This is a genomic window from Pseudomonas sp. HP_01, assembly GCF_055284355.1.
Map to the genome: position 1 here is coordinate 288,706 of NZ_JBTOPV010000001.1, position 22,956 is coordinate 311,661.

Here is a 22,956-nt window from a genome sequence, read left to right on the forward strand (position 1 = left end):
TCCCTTTATAAAAACAACAGGAAGTCCCATGCCCACGCCATCTCTGGATTCGGGCCTGCACGCCAGCACCATGAAGCGCCTCAACCTCAAGTTGATCCCCTTCCTGATGCTGCTGTACATGGTCGCGTACATCGACAAGTCGAACATTTCCGTCGCCGCGTTGCAGATGAATGCCGAGCTGGGCCTGACCGCTCGCATGTATGGCATCGGCGTGGGGCTGTTCTTTTTGACCTACATCCTTCTCGAAGTGCCCAGCAGCGTCATCCTCACGCGGGTCGGCGCGCGGCGCTGGATTGCGCGGATCATGATCACTTGGGGCATCGTCGCGGCAGGCATGGCGTTCGTGCAGAGCGCCAATCAGCTGTACGGCATGCGCCTGTTGCTGGGCGCCGCCGAGGCCGGTTTCACTCCGGGGATCATTTACTACCTGTCGCAGTGGTACCCGAAGACCGATCGGGCCAGGGCCATGTCGTTCTTCTACATCGGCGCCGCGCTCGCGTCGGTGATCGGCCTGCCGCTGTCGGGCGCGTTTCTGCACCTGGACGGGTATTTCGGCGTCAGCGGCTGGCGCTGGCTGTTTCTGCTGGAAGGCCTGCCGGCGGTGATCCTCGGCGTCGTCGTGTTGCGCTATCTGCCGGACTCGCCGCAGACCACCCACTGGCTGCAAGACGATCAGAAAGACTGGCTGAGCCGCACCATCGCGGCCGAGCAAGCTAACTCACCGATTTCCCACCATGCCGCTTGGCAAACCGCCTTTCGCAGCCGTCAGGTCTGGCTGTTGAGCCTGTTCTGGCTGTTGCAGGCGTTCGGCACCATCGGCATCACGCTGTTCCTGCCGCTGATCGTCAAATCGGTGTCCGGCCAGGAGTCTTTCACCGTTAGCGTGATGTCGGCGCTGCCCTTCCTGTTCGCCTGCGTGTTCATGTACTTCAATGGCACCCATTCCGACCGCAAAGGCGAACGCGGCTGGCACCTTGCGCTGCCCTTGATGGCCGCCGGTGTGTTGCTGGCGCTGGCGGTGTGGACCAGCAACCCTTGGCTGGCCTACGCCTTGCTGGTGCTGGCAGTCGGTCTGAATTGGGCCGCCACGCCGGTGTTCTGGGCGACCACCACTGAATACCTGTCGGGCGCTGCCGCTGCGGCGTCCATCGCGCTGATCAACTCCATCGCCAACATCGCCGGGCTCGGCCTGCCGCCCGTCATGGGCTGGATCAAGGACGCCACGCAAAGCTACGACTACGCCCTGCTGCTGGTCTCCGCAGCCTTGCTCGCCGGCGGTGTATTGGGACTGTTTCTGGCCCGCGCGCCCCGTGCCGCACCTGTCACCGCCCGCGCAACGGCTCCCGCTGCTGCTCCTGTCCCAAGAGGTTTAGATGAAGCCAAGGCTCCTTAAAATCGCCCGCTTGCCGGCCATGCTCGATGACGCGCTTAACGCGACCTACGAGGTGGTGGAAGCCGATCAAAACGGCACCGGCGTCGACGAATCCACCGCTGACATCCGCGCCATGGTCGCCAACGGCGAATCCACGGTCAGCCGTCAGTTGATCGACAGCCTGCCTGCGCTGGAAGTCATCGTCGTGTTCGGCGTGGGCTACGACGGCGTTGATGTGGCGGCGGCGCGGGAGCGTGGCATCCGCGTCACCCACACACCCGATGTGCTCACCGAGGACGTGGCCGATTTTGCCATGGCCTTGATGCTGGGCATCGCCCGCAACCTGCGCGTTGCCGACCGTTTCACCCGCTCGGGCGCCTGGGCAAACGGACCCATCGCGTTCAGCCGCAAGGTCAGCCGGGCAACGCTGGGCATCATTGGTCTGGGCCGCATTGGCGCCGCCATCGCCCGCCGCGCCCAAGGCTTCGATATGTCGATCGCCTACACCGGTCGCCGTCCTCAGGACGTGGCATACACCTATTACCCGTCAGCGCTGGAACTGGCCGGTGCGGTGGATTTTCTCGTCGTCGCAGTCGGCGGCAGCGCCAGCACCCTTCATCTGGTGGATGCGAAGGTGCTGGAGGCCCTGGGGCCAAAGGGCTATCTGATCAACGTCGGCCGGGGCAGCGTGGTCGATGAAAACGCCCTCGCCCAAGCCCTGGCGGATGGTCGTCTGGCCGGCGCCGCGCTGGACGTCTACGAAAACGAGCCGCACCCCGCCGCTGCGCTTCTCGATATGGACAACGTCTTGCTCACTCCGCACATGGCCAGCGCCACCTGGGACACCCGGCAGGCGATGTCCGATCTGGTCATGGCCAACCTTCACGCCTGGCGCTACGGGGCAGACTTGCCCACGCCCGTGCCGGGATAAACCGACGTCGCCAGCAACGCGCTGAACCAGCGACCGAGCCGCAGAAGACGAAATGCGTTGCCTGTTTGCAGCGAGGGTTTGGAGGTATGGTGTGGCTTTCCCTTCTCAAGGAAGATTCATGGCCACGCACCCCTCCAGTCACGCACAAAAGCACCTCGCCGTTCTGATTGATGCGGACAACGCCCCTGCCGCCATCGTCGAAGGCTTGTTTGAAGAAATCGCCAAATATGGGGTCGCCAGCGTCAAGCGCATCTACGGCGACTGGACCGGGCCGCAGCTCGGCGGCTGGAAGAAGGTCCTGCTGGATCATTCGATCCAGCCCATCCAGCAATTCGCGTACACCAAAGGCAAAAACGCCACCGACAGCTCGCTGATCATCGACGCCATGGACCTGCTGTACACGCGCCGCTTCGATGGCTTCTGCCTGGTCTCCAGCGACAGCGACTTCACCCGCCTAGCATCGCGATTGCGCGAAGAAGGCCTGACCGTGATCGGCTTCGGAGAAGAGAAGACGCCGCGACCGTTCGTGGCGGCGTGCGACAAATTCATCTACATCGAACTGCTCCGTGAAGAGGTGATCGCCGCCGCCAGCACAGAGCAGACCCTCGACGCGCCTGCGCAGTCAGGCGTGGCAAAACCCGTAGCGACCGAGACGCCGAAACGGCCCAAAGCACCTATCAGCTTCATCGCGAAAATCCTCGACGACATCGCTGACGAAGACGGCTGGGTCCAGCTCGGCGCCCTGGGCACCAACATCACCAAGCTGCGACCGGAATTCGATCCGCGCACCCATGGTTACAAAAAGCTCAGCGACCTGATCAAGGGCTATCCGCAAGCTTTTGAGTTGCAGGCCAGACCGGCGTCCAGTGGTACGGCGGTGATGTACGTCCGGCACAAACAAAACGGTAAATAACCCATCAGCCTGTCCCCTTTATGGAGCCTTCCATGCCCGTCTTCTCGGTCGACTATCGCTTCAAAGACGAATCCCGCAACCATCGCTTCGAGCTGAATCAGCCAGCGCTGTTGGCTTCCGACGCCGCGATGCACCTGCTTGAGCTGCATTTCGGCGACAGCGAAAACAGCCTGATCATGCCCAACGCCGATGCCGGGCCGGATGAAATCATCGAACAGGCCGGCCAGCTCGGGATGACCGACATTCGTGTCACACACGCCGAGGGATGACCTCCGGTAAAACGCGTTGAACCCTGCAGCGGCACCTGCATCCGATCACTACGACTGAATATTTCCCGACTGACAGGTGCCCCATGATCGAGATCAACAGCTACACGACCGTCAAACGCCGGGAGCGCGTGCCCCATGACGTATTCGCCCACTACTGGCGCGACGTCCACGGCCCGCTATGCTCGCGGCTCCCCGGCCTGGGCTTGTACATCCAGCACCATTTCTCCCGGCAGCAGGATGCGCACCTCTGGCCCCTCGCCGATGGCATCAGCGAGATTCAGGATTACGAACTGGACGGTGGGGTGGAGATCGGTTTCGAGTCCGCCGCTGACCAGAAGCAGTTTCAGGAGGCCAGCCCGATCCTGTTCTCGGACGAGCAGAACATGTTTGACGAGACCCTGGCCTACGCCCTGCCCCAGGGCTCGCTGACCCTGACCAACGCGTTGGCCGATGAGCGCTTCAACGGCACCGACACCTTCGACCGCATTCATATCCACTTCAGCCCGCGGGAGACCCTGCCGCAACTGCAGGCCTACCTGAAGTCCGATCTGGGACCGCTGCTGGCAGCGGCCGACGACGTGGCCAAGGTCTGTCTGCACCTGTGCGAGCCCTTCGAAAACGACGGCCAGCACCCACCTGCGCCGAATGTCGCGCACTTCGCCAACAAGGCGCGCGCAGAATTGGTCGTGCTCGAAATCGCGTTCACGTCACCCTTGGCGCGTCGGCGTTTTTTCCAGAGTGACGCGTTCCAGAACAGCTTGCCTGAGCAGTCGAAGCACATCGCCCAGCTCAAGACGTTCGCCGTCTCCGGGCTTTACACCTACGTGCGCGACAAGTCGCTGACCGCCGCCGGATTGCGCGGCAGTCGGGCAGCCGAGTTGATCGAGTATCTGGGCGCGGTGAATCAGGTTCAGCCCGATGTTAAAGAACTGATGCTGAAAGGCACCCAAGCCAGATAGCTAGCGGTTCCCGTCGGTGGTCGTGGTTCACGGCTGCCGACGTTTATCTGGCCTGCGAGCAACCGCCACGGCCTGGTGATTGATCTGATCCATGCATCAAAGGATGAAAAAATAACGATTATCGTCGTCTGAAAATTGCCACAGAATCTCCAGTTACAAGCGCTTACAAACTCAAAAAAAACGCTGGAGAACAACATGCATCAGCCGCCACGCCAGACCTCCTCCGGGAAGTCCAGGGCAGGAATGGTCTTCCGGGTGACCTCCGGAAACTTTCTTGAACAGTTCGACTTCTTCCTCTTCGGCTTCTACGCCACCCAGATCGCCTCCGCCTTCTTCCCCGCCAGCAACGAGTTCGCCTCGTTGATGATGACCTTCGCTGTCTTCGGTGCAGGCTTCCTGATGCGGCCGCTGGGCGCCGTGCTGCTCGGCGCGTACATCGATGATGTCGGTCGCCGTCGCGGTCTGATCGTGACGCTGGCGATCATGGCCAGTGGCACGTTGCTGATTGTCCTGGTGCCGGGTTATGCCACGATCGGTCTGTGGGCACCGGCGCTGGTCTTGCTTGGACGGCTGTTGCAGGGATTCTCCGCCGGCGCAGAGATGGGCGGCGTGTCCGTCTACCTCGCCGAAATGGCAACGCCGGGCCGCAAAGGTTTCTACGCCAGTTGGCAATCGGCCAGCCAGCAAGTGGCTATCGTCGTCGCAGCCGCCCTGGGTTACGGGCTCAATCAATGGCTTGCCCCGAGCGAGCTGTCGGCGTGGGGCTGGCGCATTCCGTTTGCCGTCGGCTGCCTGATCATCCCGTTCATTTTCCTGCTGCGCCGCAGCCTTGAAGAAACCGCAGAGTTCACCACACGCAAACACCGCCCGACGATGAAGGAAGTCTTCGCCACCCTGCTCGGCAACGCCAGCGTGGTCATCCTCGGCATGTTGATGGTGGCGATGACCACCACCGCGTTCTACATGATCACGGTTTACGCACCAACCTTCGGCCGCTCGGTTCTGCAGCTCAGCACCAGTGATGCGCTGATTGTGACGCTGCTGGTCGGCGTATCGAACTTCTTCTGGCTGCCCATCGGCGGCGCACTGAGCGACCGACTGGGACGCAAGCCGTTGCTGCTGGCGATGTCATTGCTGACGCTGCTGACGGCGTACCCCGCGCTGTCGTTTCTGGCCCAGGCGCCGACCTTTGTCCACATGCTCGAAGTGCTGCTGTGGTTCTCGTTTCTCTATGGCATTTACAACGGCGCGATGATTCCCGCGCTCACCGAAATGATGCCCGTCGAGGTGCGCGTGGCGGGTTTCTCCCTCGCCTACAGCCTGGCAACAGCGATCTTCGGCGGCTTCACGCCGGCGGTCTCGACCTGGCTCATTCATCTGACCGGGGACAAGGCAGCGCCGGCCTACTGGATGATTTTTGCGGCCCTTTGCGCCTTTACCGCGACGCTGGTGCTGTACCGCCGTCTCGCCACTCAGTCACTTGCCACTGCTTGAAGGACCCTCTCATGAACGCTTTACTAAAACCTCTCTGTGTCATGGCGCTGACCAGCTGCGCCTACGGCAACCTTGCGTACGCCGAAGAGCTGACCGTCATGACCTCCGGCGGCTTCACGGCCGCCTATCAACACCTTGGGCCAGAGTACGCCGAGCACAGCGGCAACACGCTGAAAACGGTGCTTGGCCCGTCGATGGGTAAAGCGGCGGAAGCCATCCCCAACCGGTTGAGTCGCGGCGAGCACGCCGATGTGGTGATCATGGTGGGTTACGCCCTGGATGACTTGATCAAACAGGGCAAGGTCGACGCCGGTTCGCGGGTCGAACTGGCGGACTCGCGTATCGGCATGGTGGTGAAGGCCGGCGCCGACAAACCGGCCATCGGCACGGATGCCGAGCTGAAACAAACCTTGCTGGCGGCCAAGTCAGTGGCTTATTCAGACAGCGCAAGCGGCGTCTACATCGAGAAAGAGCTGTTCAAGAAGCTCGGCGTTGAGCCGCAGCTGACGCCCAAAGGCAAAATGATCGAGCGCATTCCGGTGGCGTCCGTTGTGGCCAAGGGCGATTACCAGCTCGGCTTCCAGCAGGTCGCCGAATTGCTGCCGATCCCAGGCGTGACTTTCGTCGGCAAGATTCCGGAGGACGTGCAGTCGGTGACCCGCTATGCGGCCGGCATTCCGAAAAATGCCGATCACCCCGTGGAAGCGAAGGAACTGCTCAAGTTCCTGTCGTCCCCCGATGCCCAGGCCAGCATTCGCGAAACCGGCCTGGACTCAGTCCCGCGGTAACGACCCGGGCAGCGCGCGTATCCGCTGTTCCAGCTCCAGTGCCGCGGGCGTCAATGTGCGTCCGCGGCGTTTGAGCACTCCCATCTGCCTGACCACCTCCGGCTCCACCAGCCTCACTTTCGCCAGAATCGGGTGGGCGGAGATCGGCATGGCAATGGACGGCACCACCGCAATGCCCAACCCCGCCTCGACCAGCCCCAGCACCGTAGTCACGTGCCGTGCTTCGCAGACGCTGTTCTTGCCCGGCTGCAGCCCGGAAAGCGCACGATCCAGCACCAGACGATTGCCCGAAGATTTATCCAGCGTAATGCAGTCGTGCTCGCACGCCTGAGCCCAGGTCACGGTGTCGAGGGTGGCCAATGGATGGTCGCGGCGGCAGGCAATCACGTAGTGCTCTTCGAGCAGCGGACTGAAATCGATTTCCGGCGCCAGGTTGCCGGTGAAACTCACCCCGAAATCGGCTTCGCCGGACGCCACCGCCGCACTGACTTCATTGGCCGACACGTCGATCAGCCGGATGTTGATCAGCGGGTATTGCGCGTGAAAGCTGCGAATCGCATGGGGCAGGAAGTAGTACGCCGCAGACGGTACGCAGGCCACGGTCAAACTTCCTCTGCGGTTGGCGCCACCGTCGCCGACGCTGAGCAGGGCGAGGTCCAGGTCATCCAGGAGCCGTTCGACCTGGGGAAGAAAAGCCCGACCGACGTTGGTCAACGAGACCTTTCGCGTGGTCCGCTCGAACAGTTTGACTCCCAGGGCGGATTCGAGCTTTTCGATGCGTCGGCTCAGCGCCGACTGGGTGATGCGGATTGATTCGGCCGCCCGTCGAAAACCCTGCTTTTCAACCACCGCGCGAAAAGCCTGGAGGTCATTGAGGTCGAAGTTGATGTTCACGGCATGTCGTCGCTTTGATCGTAGACGGGCATCAATGTTAAGGCGCAACGCGCCCGCGAGCCATCCCCAGGCAAGTCTCATGGCGCGCCGCTGGCGTGGATTGGATTGGATTGGATTGGATTGGATTGGATTGGATTGGATTGTTTAATACAGCGTGTCGGCGATCCGGCCCGGCAACGCCTTGTCGTACGCCTCGCCGTCGATGGCCGCCTGGGACACCTCTTTGAGAATCTGCCCCGCCGTCGGCAACGCGCTGCGCGGCACCTGCTTTGAGGCATCCCACAGCCCTGCCCTGATCACCGCCCGGCTGCACTGGAAATACACGTTGGTGACGGTGATGCGCAGCACGGATTTCGGCGGTTTCCCGTCTACGGCAAAACGCGCCAGCAGGTCAGGCGCGATGGAGATTTGCGCGGTGCCGTTGACGCGCAGGGTTTCGCCGACGCCCGGGACGAGAAACAACAACGCGACGCGCGGGTCTTCGATGATGTTGCGCAGGGTGTCGATGCGGTTATTGCCACGCCGGTCCGGCAGATACAGCGTCTTACTGTCTTCGATGTGCACGAAACCTGGCAGATCGCCCCGCGGCGAAGCGTCCAGGCCACCAGTGCCCGACGACGCGAGAATGACGAAAGACGCCGCTTCGATGAAGGGCCGGTAAACGGGGTGGATATGGTCGACTTCCTTGACCAGCGACGGCGGCGCGATCGGGCCATAGATCGCTTCCAGGGCCTGCACGGTTGTCAGGTATGAGCTGTGTTCAAAGTCCATCGTGGGCTCTCTGCTATGTCTTCGTGGCTGGACAGGTGAAGCATGCCGTAATGCTTCGTGTCCGTTCGGGCCAATAGTGCCAGACACGTGTGGCAGATTGACCGGCGATCTGATTCACTGCCTGCCTTTTCACCGTCCACCCTCTGCACACCGGGTAAACAGGCATGAACCGTCGCAAGAAACTTAACCAGATACTCAGAGCCAACGCAAAAAAGGCGAGTGCCAAACTGGCGCCGAAGAACAAAGACACCTACGTCAGCAAGGCCGACCGCTTGAAGCTGGCTGAGGCCAGTGCTGACGCCAGAACCGAATCCACGCCTGAAGCGGCCAGCCGTTCCGAGGCGGTTTGAACCCCCTCAGATTGTAGCGCCACTGCCGACGCCTTCCCGTAGTAGGACCGGCTTCAGCCGGGAAGAGGCCAGTGCGTACGCCATCAATTTTTCAGTGTGACTGCCGACGCTTTCCCGGCTAAAGCCGGTCCCACGGAAAGCGCGCGGTGTCAGTGGGACCGGATTCAGCCGGGAAGAGGCCAGTGAGTACGCCATCAATTTTTCAGTGTGACTGCCGACGCTTTCCCGGCTAAAGCCGGTCCCACAGAAAGCGCGCGGTGTCAGTGGGACCGGATTCAGCCGGGAAGAGGCCAGTGAGTACGCCATCAATTTCGCGGTGGGATTGCCGGCGCCTTCCCGGCTAAAGCCGGTCCCACGGAAAGCGCGCGGTGTCAGTGGGACCGGCTTCAGCCGGGAAAAGGCCAGTGAGTACGCCATCAATTTTTCAGTCTGACTGCCGACGCTTTCCCGGTTAAAGCCGGTCCCACGGAAAGCGCGCGGTGTCAGTGGGACCGGATTCAGCCGGGAAGAGGCCAGTGAGTACGCCATCAATTTTTCAGTGTGACTGCCGACGCCTTCCCGGCTAAAGCCGGTCCCACGGAAAGCGCCGACTTCAGCCGAGTAGCGTCTTCGATCACCGCCCGTACACGATCGGCATCGGCGGCGGTGACCGGGCTATACACGATCATCGACAGGTCCAGTCGCCCGTCCACTGCAAAGTTGGAGTATTCCAGCTCAATGACTCCGTGGGGATCGTGGCGCAGGCGCTTGGTGCCTTCGCCTTGAAGCCGCACATCGTTGTCCCGCCACAGCGCCGCGAATTCGGGGCTCAGGGAGCACAGTTCTTCCGCCAACCGGGTGACCTCGGAAGCAGCACCCGCGCGGGTCGCATCGGCCCGAAACGCCGCAACGATAAAACGCGCCACCGCGTTCCAGTCAGCCTGTCGCGCCTGGGCGTGCGGGTTGCAGAACATCAGGCGCAAGATGTTCCTTTGCCCCACTGGCAGCAGACTGTAATCGGTGAAGACCGCCGCCGCTGCGGTGTTCCAGGCCAGCACATCCCACGTCGCCGTTTTGATAAACGCCGGGCTGAACGCCAGGGTATCGAGGACCCGTTGCAGGCGCGGCGTCACCCCGTCGGGCGCGCTGTAGACCACTTCCGGAGGATGGCCGAAGGCGAGCATGAACACGTGCTCGCGCTCGGGTGCGGTCATCAACAGACTTTCGGCAATCCGGTCCAGCACCTGGGCCGAGGGTGCACCGCCCCGCCCCTGCTCCAGCCACGTGTACCAGGTCGCGCTGATATTGGCGCGCTGCGCGACTTCTTCCCGGCGCAAACCCGGTGTACGTCGTCGGCCGGAAAAGCCGAAACTGGCCGGGTCCAGGCGCGCCCGGCAATCCTTCAGATACGTGCCCAGCAAATGAACAGACGGGTTGGCCATGATGATCCTGTTAGTTCTTATACCCTGATAACGTCACGTCTTTTAAGCGGATAAACGTTACGCGCATCCTGCCGACTTCAGCAAAAGGAGTTTTCAGCAATGCGCGTATTTCTTACCGGCTCCACAGGCTTTATCGGTTCCCGGGTTGCTCGGGAATTACTCGCCGCAGGTCATCAGGTGATGGGGATGACGCGTTCCCAGGCCAGTGCTGACGCGTTGCGAGCCATCGGTGCCGAACCCTGTCGCGGCACCCTTGAAGACCTCGCCAGCCTCAGACAGGGCGCCGACCTGTGCGACGCGGTCATTCACACCGCGTTCGATCACGACTTCGCCCACTTCATTGACAACTGCCAGAAAGACGCCCGTGCCATTGCCGCGCTGGGCCAGGCGCTGAACGGCTCGCAACGCCCGCTGCTGATTACGTCCGCGACGCCGATGGGCTCGTCTGCACCGGGTGAGCCTGCCGATGAGGATCACTTCAATCCCGAGCATCCCAATCCCCGGGCCGCCTCGGAGCTGGCCGCAGAGGCGCTGTTGCAACGCGGCCTAAACGTCGTGGTGATGCGCCTGTCGCAAATCCACGACACGGTCAAACAGGGCCTGGCCACCGAACTCATCAGACACGCGCGGCAGACAGGCGTCTCGGCTTACGTCGATGAAGGTCTGAATCACTGGTCCGCCGCGCACATTTCAGACACAGCACAGCTGTATCGCCTCGCGCTGGAAAAATACCAGCCCGGCGCTCGCTATCATGCAACCGCCGAAAGCCACATCCCATTCCGCCTCATTGCCCAAACCCTGGGCGAAGGCCTTGGCCTGCCCGTTGTGTCGGTGCCGGCGGACGACGCGATGGCAAGGTTCGGCTGGCTGTCGAGCTTTGTCGGGCGAGACATGGCGAGCCATAGCAACAAAACCCGCGAACGGTTGGGCTGGGTGCCGACCGGGCCGGGGCTGATCGAGGATCTCAACGGGTGTTTTCAGCAGCGGTGAATGAATTACGGAGCCTCTGATCTGCCGTTTCTCGAAGGGCAGGCCCGCGTACGCAACGGGCCTACAGCGCGTCAGAACCCCATGAAAAGCGATAAGCCCGTGCAGGCGCCGTTGGCTGGCAGCGACCATTGTCCGCATCAGCCCCGACGATCAACCATTCGGCCCTAGACGTTGATCCCAACTGGCGAGCCTTGCCCGCTACAAAGCAGCGTTCAAGCTCGGCGGCGGGCACCAGGGCAAAGGCGGATGGATGGGTGCGCAACCAGAGCGCGGCGTGCTCGACGGCCGATTGATCGGCGAACCCGAAATGCACCAACGGCTGGCGCGCGAACAGCCAATGCCCTTCCCGCCAGCCGACCAGCACCAGCTCGGCGCCCTCAGTCAGCCGGGCCGCTTCCACCATGAGGGCCTTATGGGGATTGGGTCCGTCGGTAAACGGCTCCACGAAGCCACGGCCGAACCACAGGCAAAACCACGCCACCACCGCAACGCCAAACACGGCGCGGGCCTTCGGACGCTGGCCAAACCAGCGTCGGAGCAACCACGGAATCAGCGGCGCGGCAGCCAGCACCAGGCCCGGTAACGCAGGGAAGATGTAGATCTTGCGCTTGCCGGTGCTCAGGCAGAAAAACAGCACCACCAGGACCACCCAGCCCACCAAAAGCAGTATCCGGGCGTCGTGTTTCTGCAGTTGGCGCCGCCAGGCGGGAACCAGCCACGGCAGGGCCAGCACCAATGGCAGCCAATACTGCGGAATGACGGTCAGGAAATACCAGAACGGTTCGCGGTGATCCCAGGCCGACGCGTAGCGACCACCGGTTTGGTGAAACAGGATTTCCTTCAGGTATGCCACTTCGTCAGTGCCACCTTTGAGCCAGACGGTGGCCAGCAACGGCACGACCCAGACCGCACAGCCCGCCAGCACCACCAGAAACCCGGTCGCCCAGCGAAGCCCCTGCCCCGGCATGACGGCCACACCCGACCAGCCCTTTCGCACGGCATAACCGTAGGGCACCAGCATCAACGCCGGCAGAAAACCGACCCCTTTGCTGATGATGCCCAGGCCCATGGCCAGACACGCGACGTAGAACCAGCCCCATGCCGGGCCCAGCAGAAGATGCCGGACCATGCCGTAGAAACCGAGCGCCACCCACAGGCACAGGAAGCTGTCGATCTGGCCGGTGCGCAGGATGCTGTAGGTCTGGTAGGTCGCCAGAAACAGCAGCGCGGCGATACGACCCACCCTGCGGCACCAGAGGCGCCGGCCCAAGTCGTACAACACCGCCGTAGCGGTCGCCGCCGAGAGCAGGCCCGGGATGAAAAGTGCCAGCGACGGCGAACCGGTCAGCCACGTGAAAAACGCGACCGTCCACATGAACAAGGGCGGCTTGTCGCCGTAGATTTCGCCGGCCCGATGGGGGATCAGCCAGCTGCCGCTGTGCAGCATCTCAAGCGCTACACCCAAGAACCTTTCTTCGTCGACATTAAACGGCTGCCTGATCCCAAAACCGGCGCCGACCAGAAGCAGCGCGAGCACAACCAGCGCCAGACACTGCAACGCGGGGGAATGAACACGTCGCACCGGCTATTCCTTCAGATCTTTGTGTTTGGCAATCAGCTGCAGGTTGCGCAGGTAAACCACGAAGCCAAATGACTGACCGATGATGAATACCGGGTCTTCGCGGTAGATCGCATAGGCCAGCAACAACGCGCTGCCAGCAATGCTCAGGTACCAGAAACCCACCGGAATCACGCTGCGTTTCTTGATTTCGCTGTACAGCCACTGTAAGACGAAGCGGCCGGTGAAGACCGCCTGGCCGAGAAACCCGACCGTGAGCCAAAGCGCTTCGCGGGTGAAATTCATCCGTTCATCTCCTCGGGCCGGCTATTGAGTCGCGTACGGCGCACCAGCCACCAGACCCCGAACAGATCGAGGATGCCGACCAGCGCCCGGTCCAGATTGCCGTAGTTGGAAACCCCGGCCTGGCGATGACGGTGGTGAACCGGATGGACGATCATTCGGCCATGGTGACGCTGGATCAACGCGGGAATGAAGCGGTGCATGTGATCGAAATAAGGCAGTCGCAGAAACGCCGCTCGATGGATCAGCTTCAGCCCGCAGCCCGTGTCGGGCGTCGCGTCCTTGAGCAGGCGGCTGCGCAAGCCATTGGCAAAACGCGACGCCCAGCGCTTGCTCGCGGTGTCTCGGCGGTTGACGCGGTGCCCCGCCACCAAGGTCACTTGCTCGCCCTGCCCCTGTTGCTGCCCTGCGTTGCGTACCAGCGCCAGCATGCCGGGCAAGTCGGCCGGGTCGTTCTGGCCGTCACCGTCCAGGGTCGCCAGCCATTCACCGCGCGCGGCGTGGGCGGCATGCCAGATCGACGTGCTCTGGCCGAGGGAAACGCCGTTGTGCAGGATTCGTAAAGGCTCGTACCCTTCGGCCTTGATCTGCTGCAGGACGCGCAGCGTGTCGTCGGTGCTGCCGTCGTCGACCACCAACACCTCGTAGCGCTCTCCGGCCAACGCAGTGCGTACTTCATTGAGCAATGAAGGCAGGTTTTGCGCTTCATTCTTTGCCGGGATCAATACCGACACAAACAGCGATTCACTCATCACGCCCACCGCGCCTCTTGTTTTGATTGTCTGGCCTGTTTTGATTGTCTGGCCTGCTGGCCCTGTTCGCAGGGGTAGAAATCGCGATACCAGCGCACGAATTCAGCCACGCCCTGCTCCAGCCCTACCTGCGGGCTGAAGTCGATCCATTTCGCCAGGCCGGAAACATCGGCCCAGGTCTTCAACACGTCGCCCGGCTGAAGCGGCAGGTAGTTGCGCTTTGCCTGGATCCCCAGCGCCGCTTCCAGGCAGTGGACGAAGTCGAGAAGCTTGACCGGCTGCCCTCGCCCGATGTTGAAAAGCTGACACGGCGCCACTCCGTCAACGGGCGGCGGTGGTCGGGGCAAGAGCCGGTTCATCGACTCGATGATGTCGTCGATGTAGGTGAAATCCCGCGCCATCTCGCCGTCGTTGTAGATATCGATGGGGTCGCCCTTGAGGATGGCTTGGGTGAATTTGAACAGCGCCATATCTGGCCGTCCCCAAGGGCCGTAGACGGTAAAGAATCGCAGCCCCGTCGCCGGAATCCGGTACAGATGGGAATAGCTGTAGGCCATGAGCTCATTGGCGCGCTTGGTTGCGGCGTACAGAGAAACGGGATGCTCAACCGCGTCTTCCACCGCGAACGGCAGCTTGGTGTTGGCGCCGTACACCGAGCTGCTCGACGCATAAACGAGGTGCTTTACCGGGTAGGCCCGGCAGGCTTCAAGGACATTGAGAAACCCGACCAGGTTGGCATCGGCGTACACGCCCGGGTTGTCGATGGAATAGCGAACCCCCGCCTGCGCCGCAAGATGAATCACCTCGCTGAAGCCGTACGCGCTGAAAAGGCCACGCAATGCGCCTTGGTCGATGATGTCGATTTGCTGAAACTGAAAGCCGGGGAGCTGTTCAAGCTGCGCGAGCCGGGCACGCTTGAGGTCAACGCTGTAGTAATCGTTGAGGTTGTCGATACCCACCACGTGAACGCCCTGGCGGCACAACTTTCTGGCCATGTGAAAGCCGATAAACCCCGCAACCCCTGTGATCAGAACCGTCATTGCGGTACCGCACGGCGGCGGCGATCGGCCCGGGTGAGTCCTGCGTATCCTGCGCCTAAGACAGTGACATTCATTTCATGAGTCCTTTTACAGAACCAGCCAACCGCCCGGAATAACCGGGACGGCTATCTGACGCTGTCGGATGCTTGATCAAGCGACATGAAACTGTGTCACAGCAATATTTAAGCAATGTGAACAGGGTTAGCGGCACATCGCGTGAAGCACCCGAGATGCGACCAAGCGAAGCCCGGAGTCGTTAAGCAATCCGCTCCAGCGCAGCCCTGATGGCTTTTTACCGACAGGGAAAACCGTTCGCATTTATTGGTCTCGCCACGGTCAACCCCAGAGGGTCATTCACCGACGCCTGCAAATCCCTTCAACCTCCATGTCAAAAGGACACTGTCATGGCTTCAACAGACAGCAAGCCCACCATCGATTACACCGTGCGAACCGGCCCGGGCACCGTGCAGGTCGACCCCTCCACGGGGGGCGATCAAACCTGGAGCGTCATTCTCCAGCCTGACGGCAAGATCATCGTCGGTGGCGAAAGCTTCCAGACCGCCATTGGTTACCCCGGCTCGCCGGGCGATGAAAGCTATGGCACACGCGGCAGCTTCACGTCGGTGCGCCTCAACAGTGACGGCAGCCTGGACAGCAGTTTCAGCCAGGACGGGATTGCCCTCGTGCCCGGCAACCTGGACCCGGAAGCCTATGCGGACTACGTCATGGCGGTGCAGGCCGACGGCAAAGTGCTCGCCGCGCAGCCGGGGCTTGGCGGTTTAAAAGTCGAACGCTTTAATGTGGACGGTACACTGGACACCACCTTCGGCAGCGACGGCGCCGCGGCAGTGGTCCCGCCTTTCAGCTACGACGGTCTGTCGATGTACGCGACGGCGGATGGCTCGGTGTATGTCAGCCTCCGCGGCACGTCGCAGGCGAGCGTGTTCAAGCTGGACAGCAGCGGAACTCCGGACAGGGATTTCGATGCCGACGGCGCCCTTGTCCTCAATCCGACCGGGCATTACGGCAGCGGTAATATCGCCACTGTTGTGCAGCCCGACGGCAGCGTATTGCTCGGCAGTTGGCTGTACGTGGGCTCCGACGGGCCCCACGACCCGGGCGATCCGGTTTATGCCGTGCAGCGACTTGCAGCAGACGGCGACCTGGATACCGCATTTGGCGTGGACGGCGTGGTGTACTTTGATGCCGCGCTGGGGCTCGATTACCGTTCTGCGATGACCGTGCAAGCCGATGGCAAGATCATCATTGCCGGCGAGAGCAATGACAGTACCGCCTTCAACGTACTGCGTCTGAATGTCGATGGTTCCTTCGATACTTCCTTTAGCGACGATGGCAAGCTCACCCTCCAGGTGCCTCAAGGCGAGAAGAACTATGCCCATTCTGTGGTTGTTCAGCCCGATGGCAAAATCCTGATCGCCGGCGACGTGATCACACGATTGAACGCCGATGGCAGCCTGGATACCACCTTCGGCAGCCAGGACGGGCAATACCACGTGGACGGCTCCATGGAGGCCAATCAGCTGATTGGCAACGACACGGCCGAGATCACCCGCGGCATGGGCGGAGACGACGTGCTGCAAGGCGCCGGTGGCCGCGACGTGCTGGCAGGTGGAACAGGCGCAGACATCTTCCGCTTCACCCAGATCAGCGACAGCTACCGTACCGCTACCGAAACAGGCAGCGACCGCATTCTGGACTTCGACGCTTCCCAAGACCGTGTAGACCTGATTGCGTTGGGCTTCACCGGCATTGGCGACGGCCACGATGGCACGCTGGCCATCCAGGCCAATGCTGACGGCACCCGCACCTACCTGAAAAGTTTCGATGCCAACGCCGACGGGCAGCGCTTTGAACTGGCGTTTGAAGGCAATCTGACGGGGCAATTGGACAGCACCAACCTGGTGTTCACCGCACCCACCGTCGAAGGCACGGCTGGCAAGGACGTGATTACGGGGAGCGCACTGTCGGAAGTCATCTATGGCCTGGCCGGTAACGACCGTATCGATGGCGGCAGAGGCTCCGATGTGATCATCGGGGGCGCGGGTGCCGACCATCTGAGCGGCGGCGACGACCCGAATCTTTCGGTGTACGGCCGTAACGGCATCAATGACGCTGATGTGTTCCGCTACACCTCAGCCACTGACAGCTACCGCACCGACACCCAGAGCTTCGTGGACCTGATTGACCGGTTCGCCAACAACAACGACAAGATCGATGTGTCGGCGTTGGGCTACACGGGTTTCGGTGACGGCACCGGGACTACCCTGAAGATGGTCTATAACCAGGACCTGGACCGCACCTACCTGAAGGATGTGGAAGCGGACGCTCAGGGCCATCGGTTCGAAATCGCTCTCACCGGCGACTGGACCCAAGACCTGGGCAATACTGAAATGATCTTTGCGCAGGCCGAGGAAGTGACCCTGGTGGGCATGAGCAGCGAGGTTGCCCTCGGCTGACAGGCTGGTGCATCGAGGGGAACGGCTGATGCGCGTTCCCCTCTTTGAGGGGTCAATGAAGGCGGTTACCTGCGTCAACCAGCGTGTTATAGGCGTCGAAGAGCCGCATCGGTGAGCCTTCGATATTTTTGGCACCGATACCCTGCATCCTCATCTGGTCAATCTCGCTGTAAGGCACGTGGTCACGGACCCGGCGCATGCGATCCTTGCAGTCCTTCAAAAAGTTTTCGGCCTCGCTCTGGAAGCTCGACCAACTCAGTGGCTTGCCGGGCTCGTCGGCTGTTGCCCTGGATGACTCATCCAGCAGCGCGGCGTAGGCATCGATCGCTTTCGATACCTCGGCGACGTTGAAGGACTCGGGACTGAGCTGACCGGTCAACAACTTGGCCTGCCTGATCAATTCCAAATGGAAGAACGCACTGTGGCGTCCGTCATTTTTTTCGATCTCGACGATTTGCGCCGCGGACAGCGCATCGTTCTCTTTACCCAGTTCGGCACCGTATGTGTCGCTGGCCAGGATAAAACGACCGAAAGCCATCATCAGTGGCTGGTGCATACGCTTGGCTTTGGCGAAGCCATCGTCCTTGTAGTCCTCATGGCTGTAGTAGACGTAGGCCTGGGATGTCAGCGGCGCCAGCGTGCTCAAGTCGGCAAGGTACTGCGTGGCCGCAGCGTCCAGTGCCGGCAGCGCAGGCTTGGCCTGCGATGCCTGGGTGATGGACTTGGTGCAGGTGTCCAGCTGGACGGCACTCACCTCGCGCAGCGCCTTGACCTTGCGCTCCTTGCCTGTCGGCCCTGCATCCAGATCGTCGATCCAGCTGACATAACGGTCGGCACTGTCGCGCACCGAGCCATCGGTGGTATTGAAGCAGTCCACGTAAGCGCTCAACTTGGTGCTCAATTGCGTGTCGGGGTCCTCTTCAACGACCCTGGAATCGGCCTGTGGAACAGGCTTTGTATCTGTAGTGTTTTTTTTGTCACACGCCACCAGCGGCAGGACGAGTGCGGTCACCAACATCCCCAGCGTTACAGCCTTGATCCCTTTGTTCACTCCAGTAGCTCCTTGATTCGTGATAGCGCGTGCAACCAAATCCACGCCCCGGCCGAAGTATTTCACGGCGTGAAGCCGTCACAAAAAGAATTAACGATGGGGAAACCGGTTCGGGAATGGTTCAGGGGGGATGATCGAATCCGTGACAGCCAGGGATCTCACTTCGGCGGAGCTGGACTGGACATTGGCGACCATCAAGTTGATCGCCCCCCGGTGACGGCATGCATTTCTTCACAGGTCGCCGCCAACTGCGTGGAGGAGTCACCCATCAACGTTGGCGCCAGGGGCAGGTTCCCTGCATGACCGCCAACGCCTTGATCAACCGGCCGCTTCGTCGGTACCTTCGGACTTGCTGTCCTTATAAGTGGCCCTTGCGGGTCAACAGGGCACAGCGCATGATGCGCAATTATTTATTTATTAACGCAGAGTATCGATGGCCCACCATCCCGCCCCCTTTCCTTTCAACGAGGAAGAGCGTGTCCTCTCGCTCGAACACCTGGACGTGCTGGACAGTGCCGACGAGCAGGCATTCGACGACATCGTCCTGCTGGCCACCACCCTGTGCGACGCGCCCATTGCGCTGGTGTCGCTGGTCGATCGGGAGCGCCAGTGGTTCAAAGCCTGCATCGGCCTCGGGGTGCAGGAAACCCACAGGGACCTGGCCTTCTGCGGCCATGCGATTCTTGACCCCGCCGAGGTACTGGTGGTCGAAGACGCCACCCTCGACCCTCGATTTGCTTCCAGCCCGCTGGTGCTCGGTCCACCCTTCATTCGTTTCTATGCCGGTGCGCCCATTGTCACGGACAGCGGCGTCGCATTGGGCACCGTCTGCGTGATCGATACCCAGTCCCGGCAACTGAGCGAACGCCACGCCCTTGCCTTGCAGGCGCTGGCCCGGCAGGCGGCTGCCTTGCTCGAAGCCCGGTGGCTTGGCACGCAACGCGCAAAGCAACTGACCCAACTTCAGGACCAATTCAGGCAAGCCGAGCAAAGCCAGAACGAAGTCACCCCGCTGCTGGATAACTCGAGGGGCATTTCATCACTGGGAATGCTGACGGCGAGCATCGCCCACGACTTCAATAATTTGCTGCAAAGCGTCAGCGCTGCGTTTCAGCTGATCCGCCTGCGCTCCCGACGGCCAGTGGACGTCGAGCGTTTCACCGAAACCGGGCTGCAGGCCGTTGAGCAAGGTCGGCAACTGATTGGCTATTTGATGTCGAGCGTGCGCGGTGACGGGCCTGAACTGATCTGCATCGATGTGACCGCTCGCCTTCACGGTGCCCAGTCGCTGATGCGTCACTCGATGAGCGAAACCATCGACCTCACGTTCGATTTCGCCGAATGGGGCTGGGGCGTGCTCTGCATGGAAGCCCAACTTCACGCGGTGGTGATGAACCTCCTCGCCAACGCGCGCGATGCCCTGAACGGCACCGGTCAGGTGCATGTATCCACGCGCTGGGTGCATGTAGAGGATGATTTATCGCTGCATCAGGGCGACTACCTGGTTGTCAGCGTACGAGATAACGGTCCCGGCATGGCACCTGAAATAGCAGGCCGCGTGTTTGAGCCTCTGTTCACGACCAAGGCCACCGGCCAGGGCACGGGGCTGGGATTGGCTCAGGCAAAGGATTTCGCGGTCAAGTCTGGCGGAGATGCGCGCATTGACACAGCCCCCGGTGCCGGAACGACGGTGAGCCTGTACTTGAGGATTCTGGGCTGTATCGCAACGTCGGAAGCGGTTCAAGCCGTGTGATGACTCGCTGAACTGAACGTCACGCGTCGACATTTCTTTCACATTCACGCGGTATAGTGGCGGCCCTTGTTGGGGAGTAGCCTGCTCTGGACTCACTGTCACAGAGCGTTCGTGTCAACATTCTCGGCGGCCTGCCGTGGCACGAACACCTTCGGGTTGGCGAGACCAACGATGCATCCATGCCTAAAGTCGGGCGTGTGGTTGCGTCGTTGACTCATTGCCCGACTGGAACATAATCGTGAACCCGATTTCCCTGATTCTTCTCGCTTTGGCCATGTCCACGGACGCTTTCGCAGCGGCTATCGGTAAAGGCGCGAGCCTTCACAAGCCTCGTTTTGTAGAAGCCCTGCGCACCGGCATCATCTTCGGCGTGATTGAAGGCATTACGCCCCTGATCGGCTGGCTCATCGGCCAGGCCGCGACGTCCTACGTCGAGAACTGGGATCACTGGATTGCCTTCACGCTTCTGCTGATACTCGGCGTGCACATGATCTACAACGGCCTCAAGCACGAAGAGGCCGAAGAAGAAAAGCCCAACCAGCACTCCTTCCTGATACTGGCCGTGACGGCCTTCGCCACCAGCATTGATGCACTGGCTGTTGGCGTTGGCCTGGCCTTCGTCAACGTCAATATCCTGATCGCTGCCGCCGCCATCGGTATCGCTACGACGGTCATGGTCACCATCGGCGTGATGCTGGGCCGCGTACTGGGGACTGTGGTGGGCAAACGCGCTGAAATCATCGGCGGCATTGTGCTGATGCTGGTCGGCGCGACGATCCTGTACGAGCATTTGTCGGCGACGTAATGCGGGGGGCAGTTGTGCCATCCCGTCACTGGAGGCCGCGCAAAGGTTTGTCCCTAGTGAAGAAAAATTCGGCAAAACTGCCCAAACTCAAGATTTTTTGGATGGACTGAAAGAAAATTGCGCGGCCATGGCCGCAATCAAGGAATTTCGCGATGACGTCTAGTGCACACTTCAGACGGCAGGGGTCGTCGCGATTATCAGTGTTTGCAGGAGCACCGCCATGAACCCCCAGATCCGCAAGGCAACAGATCAGGACGCCGCCGCAATCAGCGGCGTCATCGTGGCCGCCCTGCGCGAGTCCAATCGCCAGGACTATTCAGCCGCCGTGATTGCGCAGGTGGAGCAGAGTTTTTCCCCGTCGGCGATCCTGTGTTTGCTGGCGCGGCGGCAGGTGTACGTGGCGACCCTCGGTGAAGAGATCATGGCCACGGCAAGCCTCGACCAAGCCACCATCCGCAGCGTATTCGTCGCGCCGACATACCAGCGCCAAGGCGCCGGGCGCGCCTTGATGGCGGCCATTGAATCAGCCGCCATCTCCCACGGCGTCAGTCGGTTGCGCGTGCCCTCTTCCATCACGGCCGAGGGCTTTTACCGGTCACTGGGCTACTCGACCGTTCGGGATGAATACCACGGTGAGGAACGGACGATCATCATGGAGAAGTCGCTGACGTCTCCGGCCTAGTCACCGTCGCCACACCCGCCCCTCTGCGCTGACCACCCAGGGCGAGCGCTCCGCAACAATCTGCACACCGCCGACCCACCGCTCTACTGGCTCAAGATCAAGCCAGTTCACTTCCCCGCGCAGTACGCCCTCACCCAGCGCGGTCAGTCCGACCAGCCGTTTGGGCCATTCGCTGCCCGCTTGTTCGTGCAACAGCGGTTGCGGTGCATCGATGAGAGCCCTGAGCAGTGCGTTGAACATCATGTCGCCCAGATACGGCAGCGGCTCATAGGTCATCATCAAATGACCGAACACCTTGCCGGCGGGCATCTCGCCTTTCTCCGCGAGAATGCGCAGGGTCAGCCGCTGGGTCAGGCTCAAGCCATCCTCTGCGCCGGGCAGTTCCTGCAGCTGTCTTGCCAGCGCGGGACCGAGCAGCGGCAGCGCGCAATGGTGCTGTGCCGCAAGTTCGGCCCAGCGAGTCGGGTCCGCTGCGGTGTAGGCGGCCCATACGTGCCGGGCCAGTGTCAGGGCGTCTTCACCGATGGCGCGCCGCTGGGGCCAGAGCCAGGCGAGCAGGTCCGGGTCCAGTTGGCCGATGCCGATGAATCGCTCGACGCCGGGCACGCGGTTGATCTCGATCAGCTCCAGCCTGCGCGGGACGCAGGGCAAACTCGCCAGCAGCCGAACCAGAAATAGCTGATCGTACGCATCGGCCTCGCACCACAGCACCAGTTCACTGTTAGCGTTCAGACGGGCCAACGCCTCACGCTGAATCGCCTGACGCTGCTGAATATCTCGAGCTGAAAGCCCAAACGCCTGCTGGGCAAAGACTGCCCTCACCGCCCAGTAGTCGTCGTCAGGCAACGCCGGCACAGGGCCCATGACCATGGGGTCGTCGAACATCTGGAACGCACCCGCGAAACCAGCAACGCGCAGGCTGCGCTCGATGTCATTGCCGCAGCGCCAGTGCTGAACCAGTGCTTCACCCGTCGCCGTGAAATCCGGATGACGGGCGGCAAATGCAACGGCATCGGCATGGGCGATCAATTTGGGCCAACTGGCGAATCCGGCTTCGCGGGCCACCAGCCATTGGGTGTCGGCGAGCCGGTAATCGGGGCCCGGCAGGCCCATCGCGCGCAGTTGCGCCCGGGCGTCATCCGCTTCGCTGTTTTTCAGGGCTTTGAGAAGACGTTTTGCGTGCTTGCGCAGCGCAGGTAGATCGAGCAGACCGTGTTGACGGGACGCATTCGTGGCAGGCATGCCAACTCCTTACGGGGCTCGGTCCGCCGACAAGCCGGGAGCTGGAATGAGTGAATGTGCAACGCTTGCCTTGGGAAACCCCTTCGCGCGGACCGCAGGCGCAGCAGACGCCCGGATGGCGACTTTAGCGGGAAGGTCGGC

General features: G+C 61.6%; 22 protein-coding genes and 1 riboswitch. Of the genes, 13 read left to right on the forward strand and 9 right to left on the reverse strand.

All coding sequences use genetic code 11. From position 1 onward, the window contains the following. Window positions 1–28 precede the first annotated feature (28 nt). The 7 genes from ACYAR8_RS01285 (at window position 29) to ACYAR8_RS01315 (ending at window position 6,726) form a co-directional block, all read left to right on the forward strand. Entirely contained in the window at window positions 29–1,393 is a 1,365-nt protein-coding gene (locus ACYAR8_RS01285; RefSeq protein ID WP_463578826.1) for an MFS transporter, read from the forward strand. After that, window positions 1,374–2,303 carry a 2-hydroxyacid dehydrogenase gene (locus ACYAR8_RS01290; RefSeq protein WP_463578827.1) on the forward strand — a complete coding sequence of 310 codons (930 nt, stop codon included), beginning with the start codon at window positions 1,374–1,376 and terminating at the stop codon, window positions 2,301–2,303. Before ACYAR8_RS01285 ends, ACYAR8_RS01290 begins: the two co-directional genes overlap by 20 nt. Before the next feature lie 118 nt (window positions 2,304–2,421). After that, complete coding sequence (locus tag ACYAR8_RS01295) at window positions 2,422–3,216, forward strand: NYN domain-containing protein (protein ID WP_463578828.1); 795 nt, start codon at window positions 2,422–2,424, stop codon at window positions 3,214–3,216. A 32-nt stretch (window positions 3,217–3,248) separates the two neighbouring features. Next, window positions 3,249–3,485: a hypothetical protein gene (locus ACYAR8_RS01300; protein ID WP_463578829.1), complete on the forward strand. Its 237-nt coding sequence runs from the start codon at window positions 3,249–3,251 to the stop codon at window positions 3,483–3,485. An 83-nt stretch (window positions 3,486–3,568) separates the two neighbouring features. Beyond that, the gene (locus tag ACYAR8_RS01305) at window positions 3,569–4,444 is read left to right on the forward strand and encodes an EthD domain-containing protein (RefSeq protein WP_463578830.1); all 876 of its coding nucleotides are present in this window, start codon (window positions 3,569–3,571) and stop codon (window positions 4,442–4,444) included. 195 nt (window positions 4,445–4,639) lie between these two features. Next, a complete protein-coding gene (gene tcuC, locus ACYAR8_RS01310) occupies window positions 4,640–5,938 on the forward strand; it encodes a tricarballylate/proton symporter TcuC (protein WP_463578831.1) in 1,299 nt (432 codons plus the stop codon). A gap of 41 nt (window positions 5,939–5,979) precedes the next feature. Further along, window positions 5,980–6,726, forward strand: a complete 747-nt coding sequence (locus ACYAR8_RS01315; protein ID WP_463578982.1) for a substrate-binding domain-containing protein — start codon at window positions 5,980–5,982, stop codon at window positions 6,724–6,726. Here the strand turns inward: ACYAR8_RS01315 and ACYAR8_RS01320 are convergent. Then, a complete protein-coding gene (locus ACYAR8_RS01320) occupies window positions 6,712–7,620 on the reverse strand; it encodes a LysR family transcriptional regulator (protein ID WP_463578832.1) in 909 nt (302 codons plus the stop codon). The genes ACYAR8_RS01315 and ACYAR8_RS01320 overlap by 15 nt on opposite strands. A 144-nt stretch (window positions 7,621–7,764) precedes the next feature. Then, the gene (locus ACYAR8_RS01325) at window positions 7,765–8,391 is read right to left on the reverse strand and encodes a pyridoxamine 5'-phosphate oxidase family protein (protein WP_463578833.1); all 627 of its coding nucleotides are present in this window, start codon (window positions 8,389–8,391) and stop codon (window positions 7,765–7,767) included. A 164-nt stretch (window positions 8,392–8,555) separates the two neighbouring features. Between ACYAR8_RS01325 and ACYAR8_RS01330 the strand changes: the two genes are divergently transcribed. After that, window positions 8,556–8,741, forward strand: coding sequence for a DUF2986 domain-containing protein (locus ACYAR8_RS01330; protein WP_463578834.1), 186 nt, complete (start codon window positions 8,556–8,558; stop codon window positions 8,739–8,741). Between the two features lie 527 nt (window positions 8,742–9,268). Here the strand turns inward: ACYAR8_RS01330 and ACYAR8_RS01335 are convergent. Next, window positions 9,269–10,162 (reverse strand): helix-turn-helix transcriptional regulator, encoded by an 894-nt coding sequence (locus ACYAR8_RS01335; protein ID WP_463578835.1) that lies wholly within the window; start codon window positions 10,160–10,162, stop codon window positions 9,269–9,271. A 99-nt stretch (window positions 10,163–10,261) separates the two neighbouring features. Here ACYAR8_RS01335 and ACYAR8_RS01340 point away from each other — a divergent pair, with 99 nt between their 5' ends. Beyond that, window positions 10,262–11,152, forward strand: coding sequence for an SDR family oxidoreductase (locus tag ACYAR8_RS01340; RefSeq protein WP_463578836.1), 891 nt, complete (start codon window positions 10,262–10,264; stop codon window positions 11,150–11,152). Window positions 11,153–11,213: 61 nt separating this feature from the next. On the opposite strand, the gene ACYAR8_RS01345 is transcribed toward ACYAR8_RS01340, so the two are convergent. From ACYAR8_RS01345 to ACYAR8_RS01360, 4 genes are read right to left on the reverse strand one after another with little or no spacing between them, the layout of a single operon-like run. Then, window positions 11,214–12,734 (reverse strand): ArnT family glycosyltransferase, encoded by a 1,521-nt coding sequence (locus ACYAR8_RS01345; RefSeq protein WP_074885387.1) that lies wholly within the window; start codon window positions 12,732–12,734, stop codon window positions 11,214–11,216. Between the two features lie 3 nt (window positions 12,735–12,737). Next, window positions 12,738–13,016, reverse strand: a complete 279-nt coding sequence (locus ACYAR8_RS01350) for a lipid-A-disaccharide synthase N-terminal domain-containing protein (protein WP_074885389.1) — start codon at window positions 13,014–13,016, stop codon at window positions 12,738–12,740. Then, window positions 13,013–13,765 carry a glycosyltransferase family 2 protein gene (locus tag ACYAR8_RS01355; RefSeq protein WP_463578837.1) on the reverse strand — a complete coding sequence of 251 codons (753 nt, stop codon included), beginning with the start codon at window positions 13,763–13,765 and terminating at the stop codon, window positions 13,013–13,015. Before ACYAR8_RS01355 ends, ACYAR8_RS01350 begins: the two co-directional genes overlap by 4 nt. Beyond that, complete coding sequence (locus ACYAR8_RS01360) at window positions 13,765–14,805, reverse strand: NAD-dependent epimerase/dehydratase family protein (RefSeq protein WP_463578838.1); 1,041 nt, start codon at window positions 14,803–14,805, stop codon at window positions 13,765–13,767. Before ACYAR8_RS01360 ends, ACYAR8_RS01355 begins: the two co-directional genes overlap by 1 nt. 404 nt (window positions 14,806–15,209) lie before the next feature. On the opposite strand from ACYAR8_RS01360, the gene ACYAR8_RS01365 reads away from it, so the two are divergent. After that, entirely contained in the window at window positions 15,210–17,282 is a 2,073-nt protein-coding gene (locus tag ACYAR8_RS01365) for a calcium-binding protein (protein WP_463578839.1), read from the forward strand. Window positions 17,283–17,334: 52 nt separating this feature from the next. Here ACYAR8_RS01365 and ACYAR8_RS01370 read toward each other — a convergent pair whose 3' ends face one another. After that, on the reverse strand, window positions 17,335–18,333 hold the full coding sequence (locus tag ACYAR8_RS01370; protein ID WP_463578840.1) for a YiiG family protein: 999 nt from the start codon (window positions 18,331–18,333) through the stop codon (window positions 17,335–17,337). Between the two features lie 433 nt (window positions 18,334–18,766). On the opposite strand from ACYAR8_RS01370, the gene ACYAR8_RS01375 reads away from it, so the two are divergent. From ACYAR8_RS01375 to ACYAR8_RS01385, 3 genes are all read left to right on the forward strand, one after another. Next, window positions 18,767–20,086, forward strand: a complete 1,320-nt coding sequence (locus tag ACYAR8_RS01375) for a sensor histidine kinase (RefSeq protein WP_463578841.1) — start codon at window positions 18,767–18,769, stop codon at window positions 20,084–20,086. A gap of 64 nt (window positions 20,087–20,150) precedes the next feature. Further along, a riboswitch (yybP-ykoY riboswitch) is annotated at window positions 20,151–20,312 on the forward strand. A gap of 12 nt (window positions 20,313–20,324) precedes the next feature. Beyond that, a complete protein-coding gene (gene mntP, locus ACYAR8_RS01380) occupies window positions 20,325–20,891 on the forward strand; it encodes a manganese efflux pump MntP (RefSeq protein ID WP_108122967.1) in 567 nt (188 codons plus the stop codon). Between the two features lie 220 nt (window positions 20,892–21,111). Further along, a complete protein-coding gene (locus ACYAR8_RS01385; protein ID WP_463578842.1) occupies window positions 21,112–21,573 on the forward strand; it encodes a GNAT family N-acetyltransferase in 462 nt (153 codons plus the stop codon). Here ACYAR8_RS01385 and ACYAR8_RS01390 read toward each other — a convergent pair whose 3' ends face one another. Next, window positions 21,574–22,815: a DUF1835 domain-containing protein gene (locus tag ACYAR8_RS01390; protein ID WP_463578843.1), complete on the reverse strand. Its 1,242-nt coding sequence runs from the start codon at window positions 22,813–22,815 to the stop codon at window positions 21,574–21,576. It abuts the gene before it with no gap. Window positions 22,816–22,956: the final 141 nt, after the last annotated feature.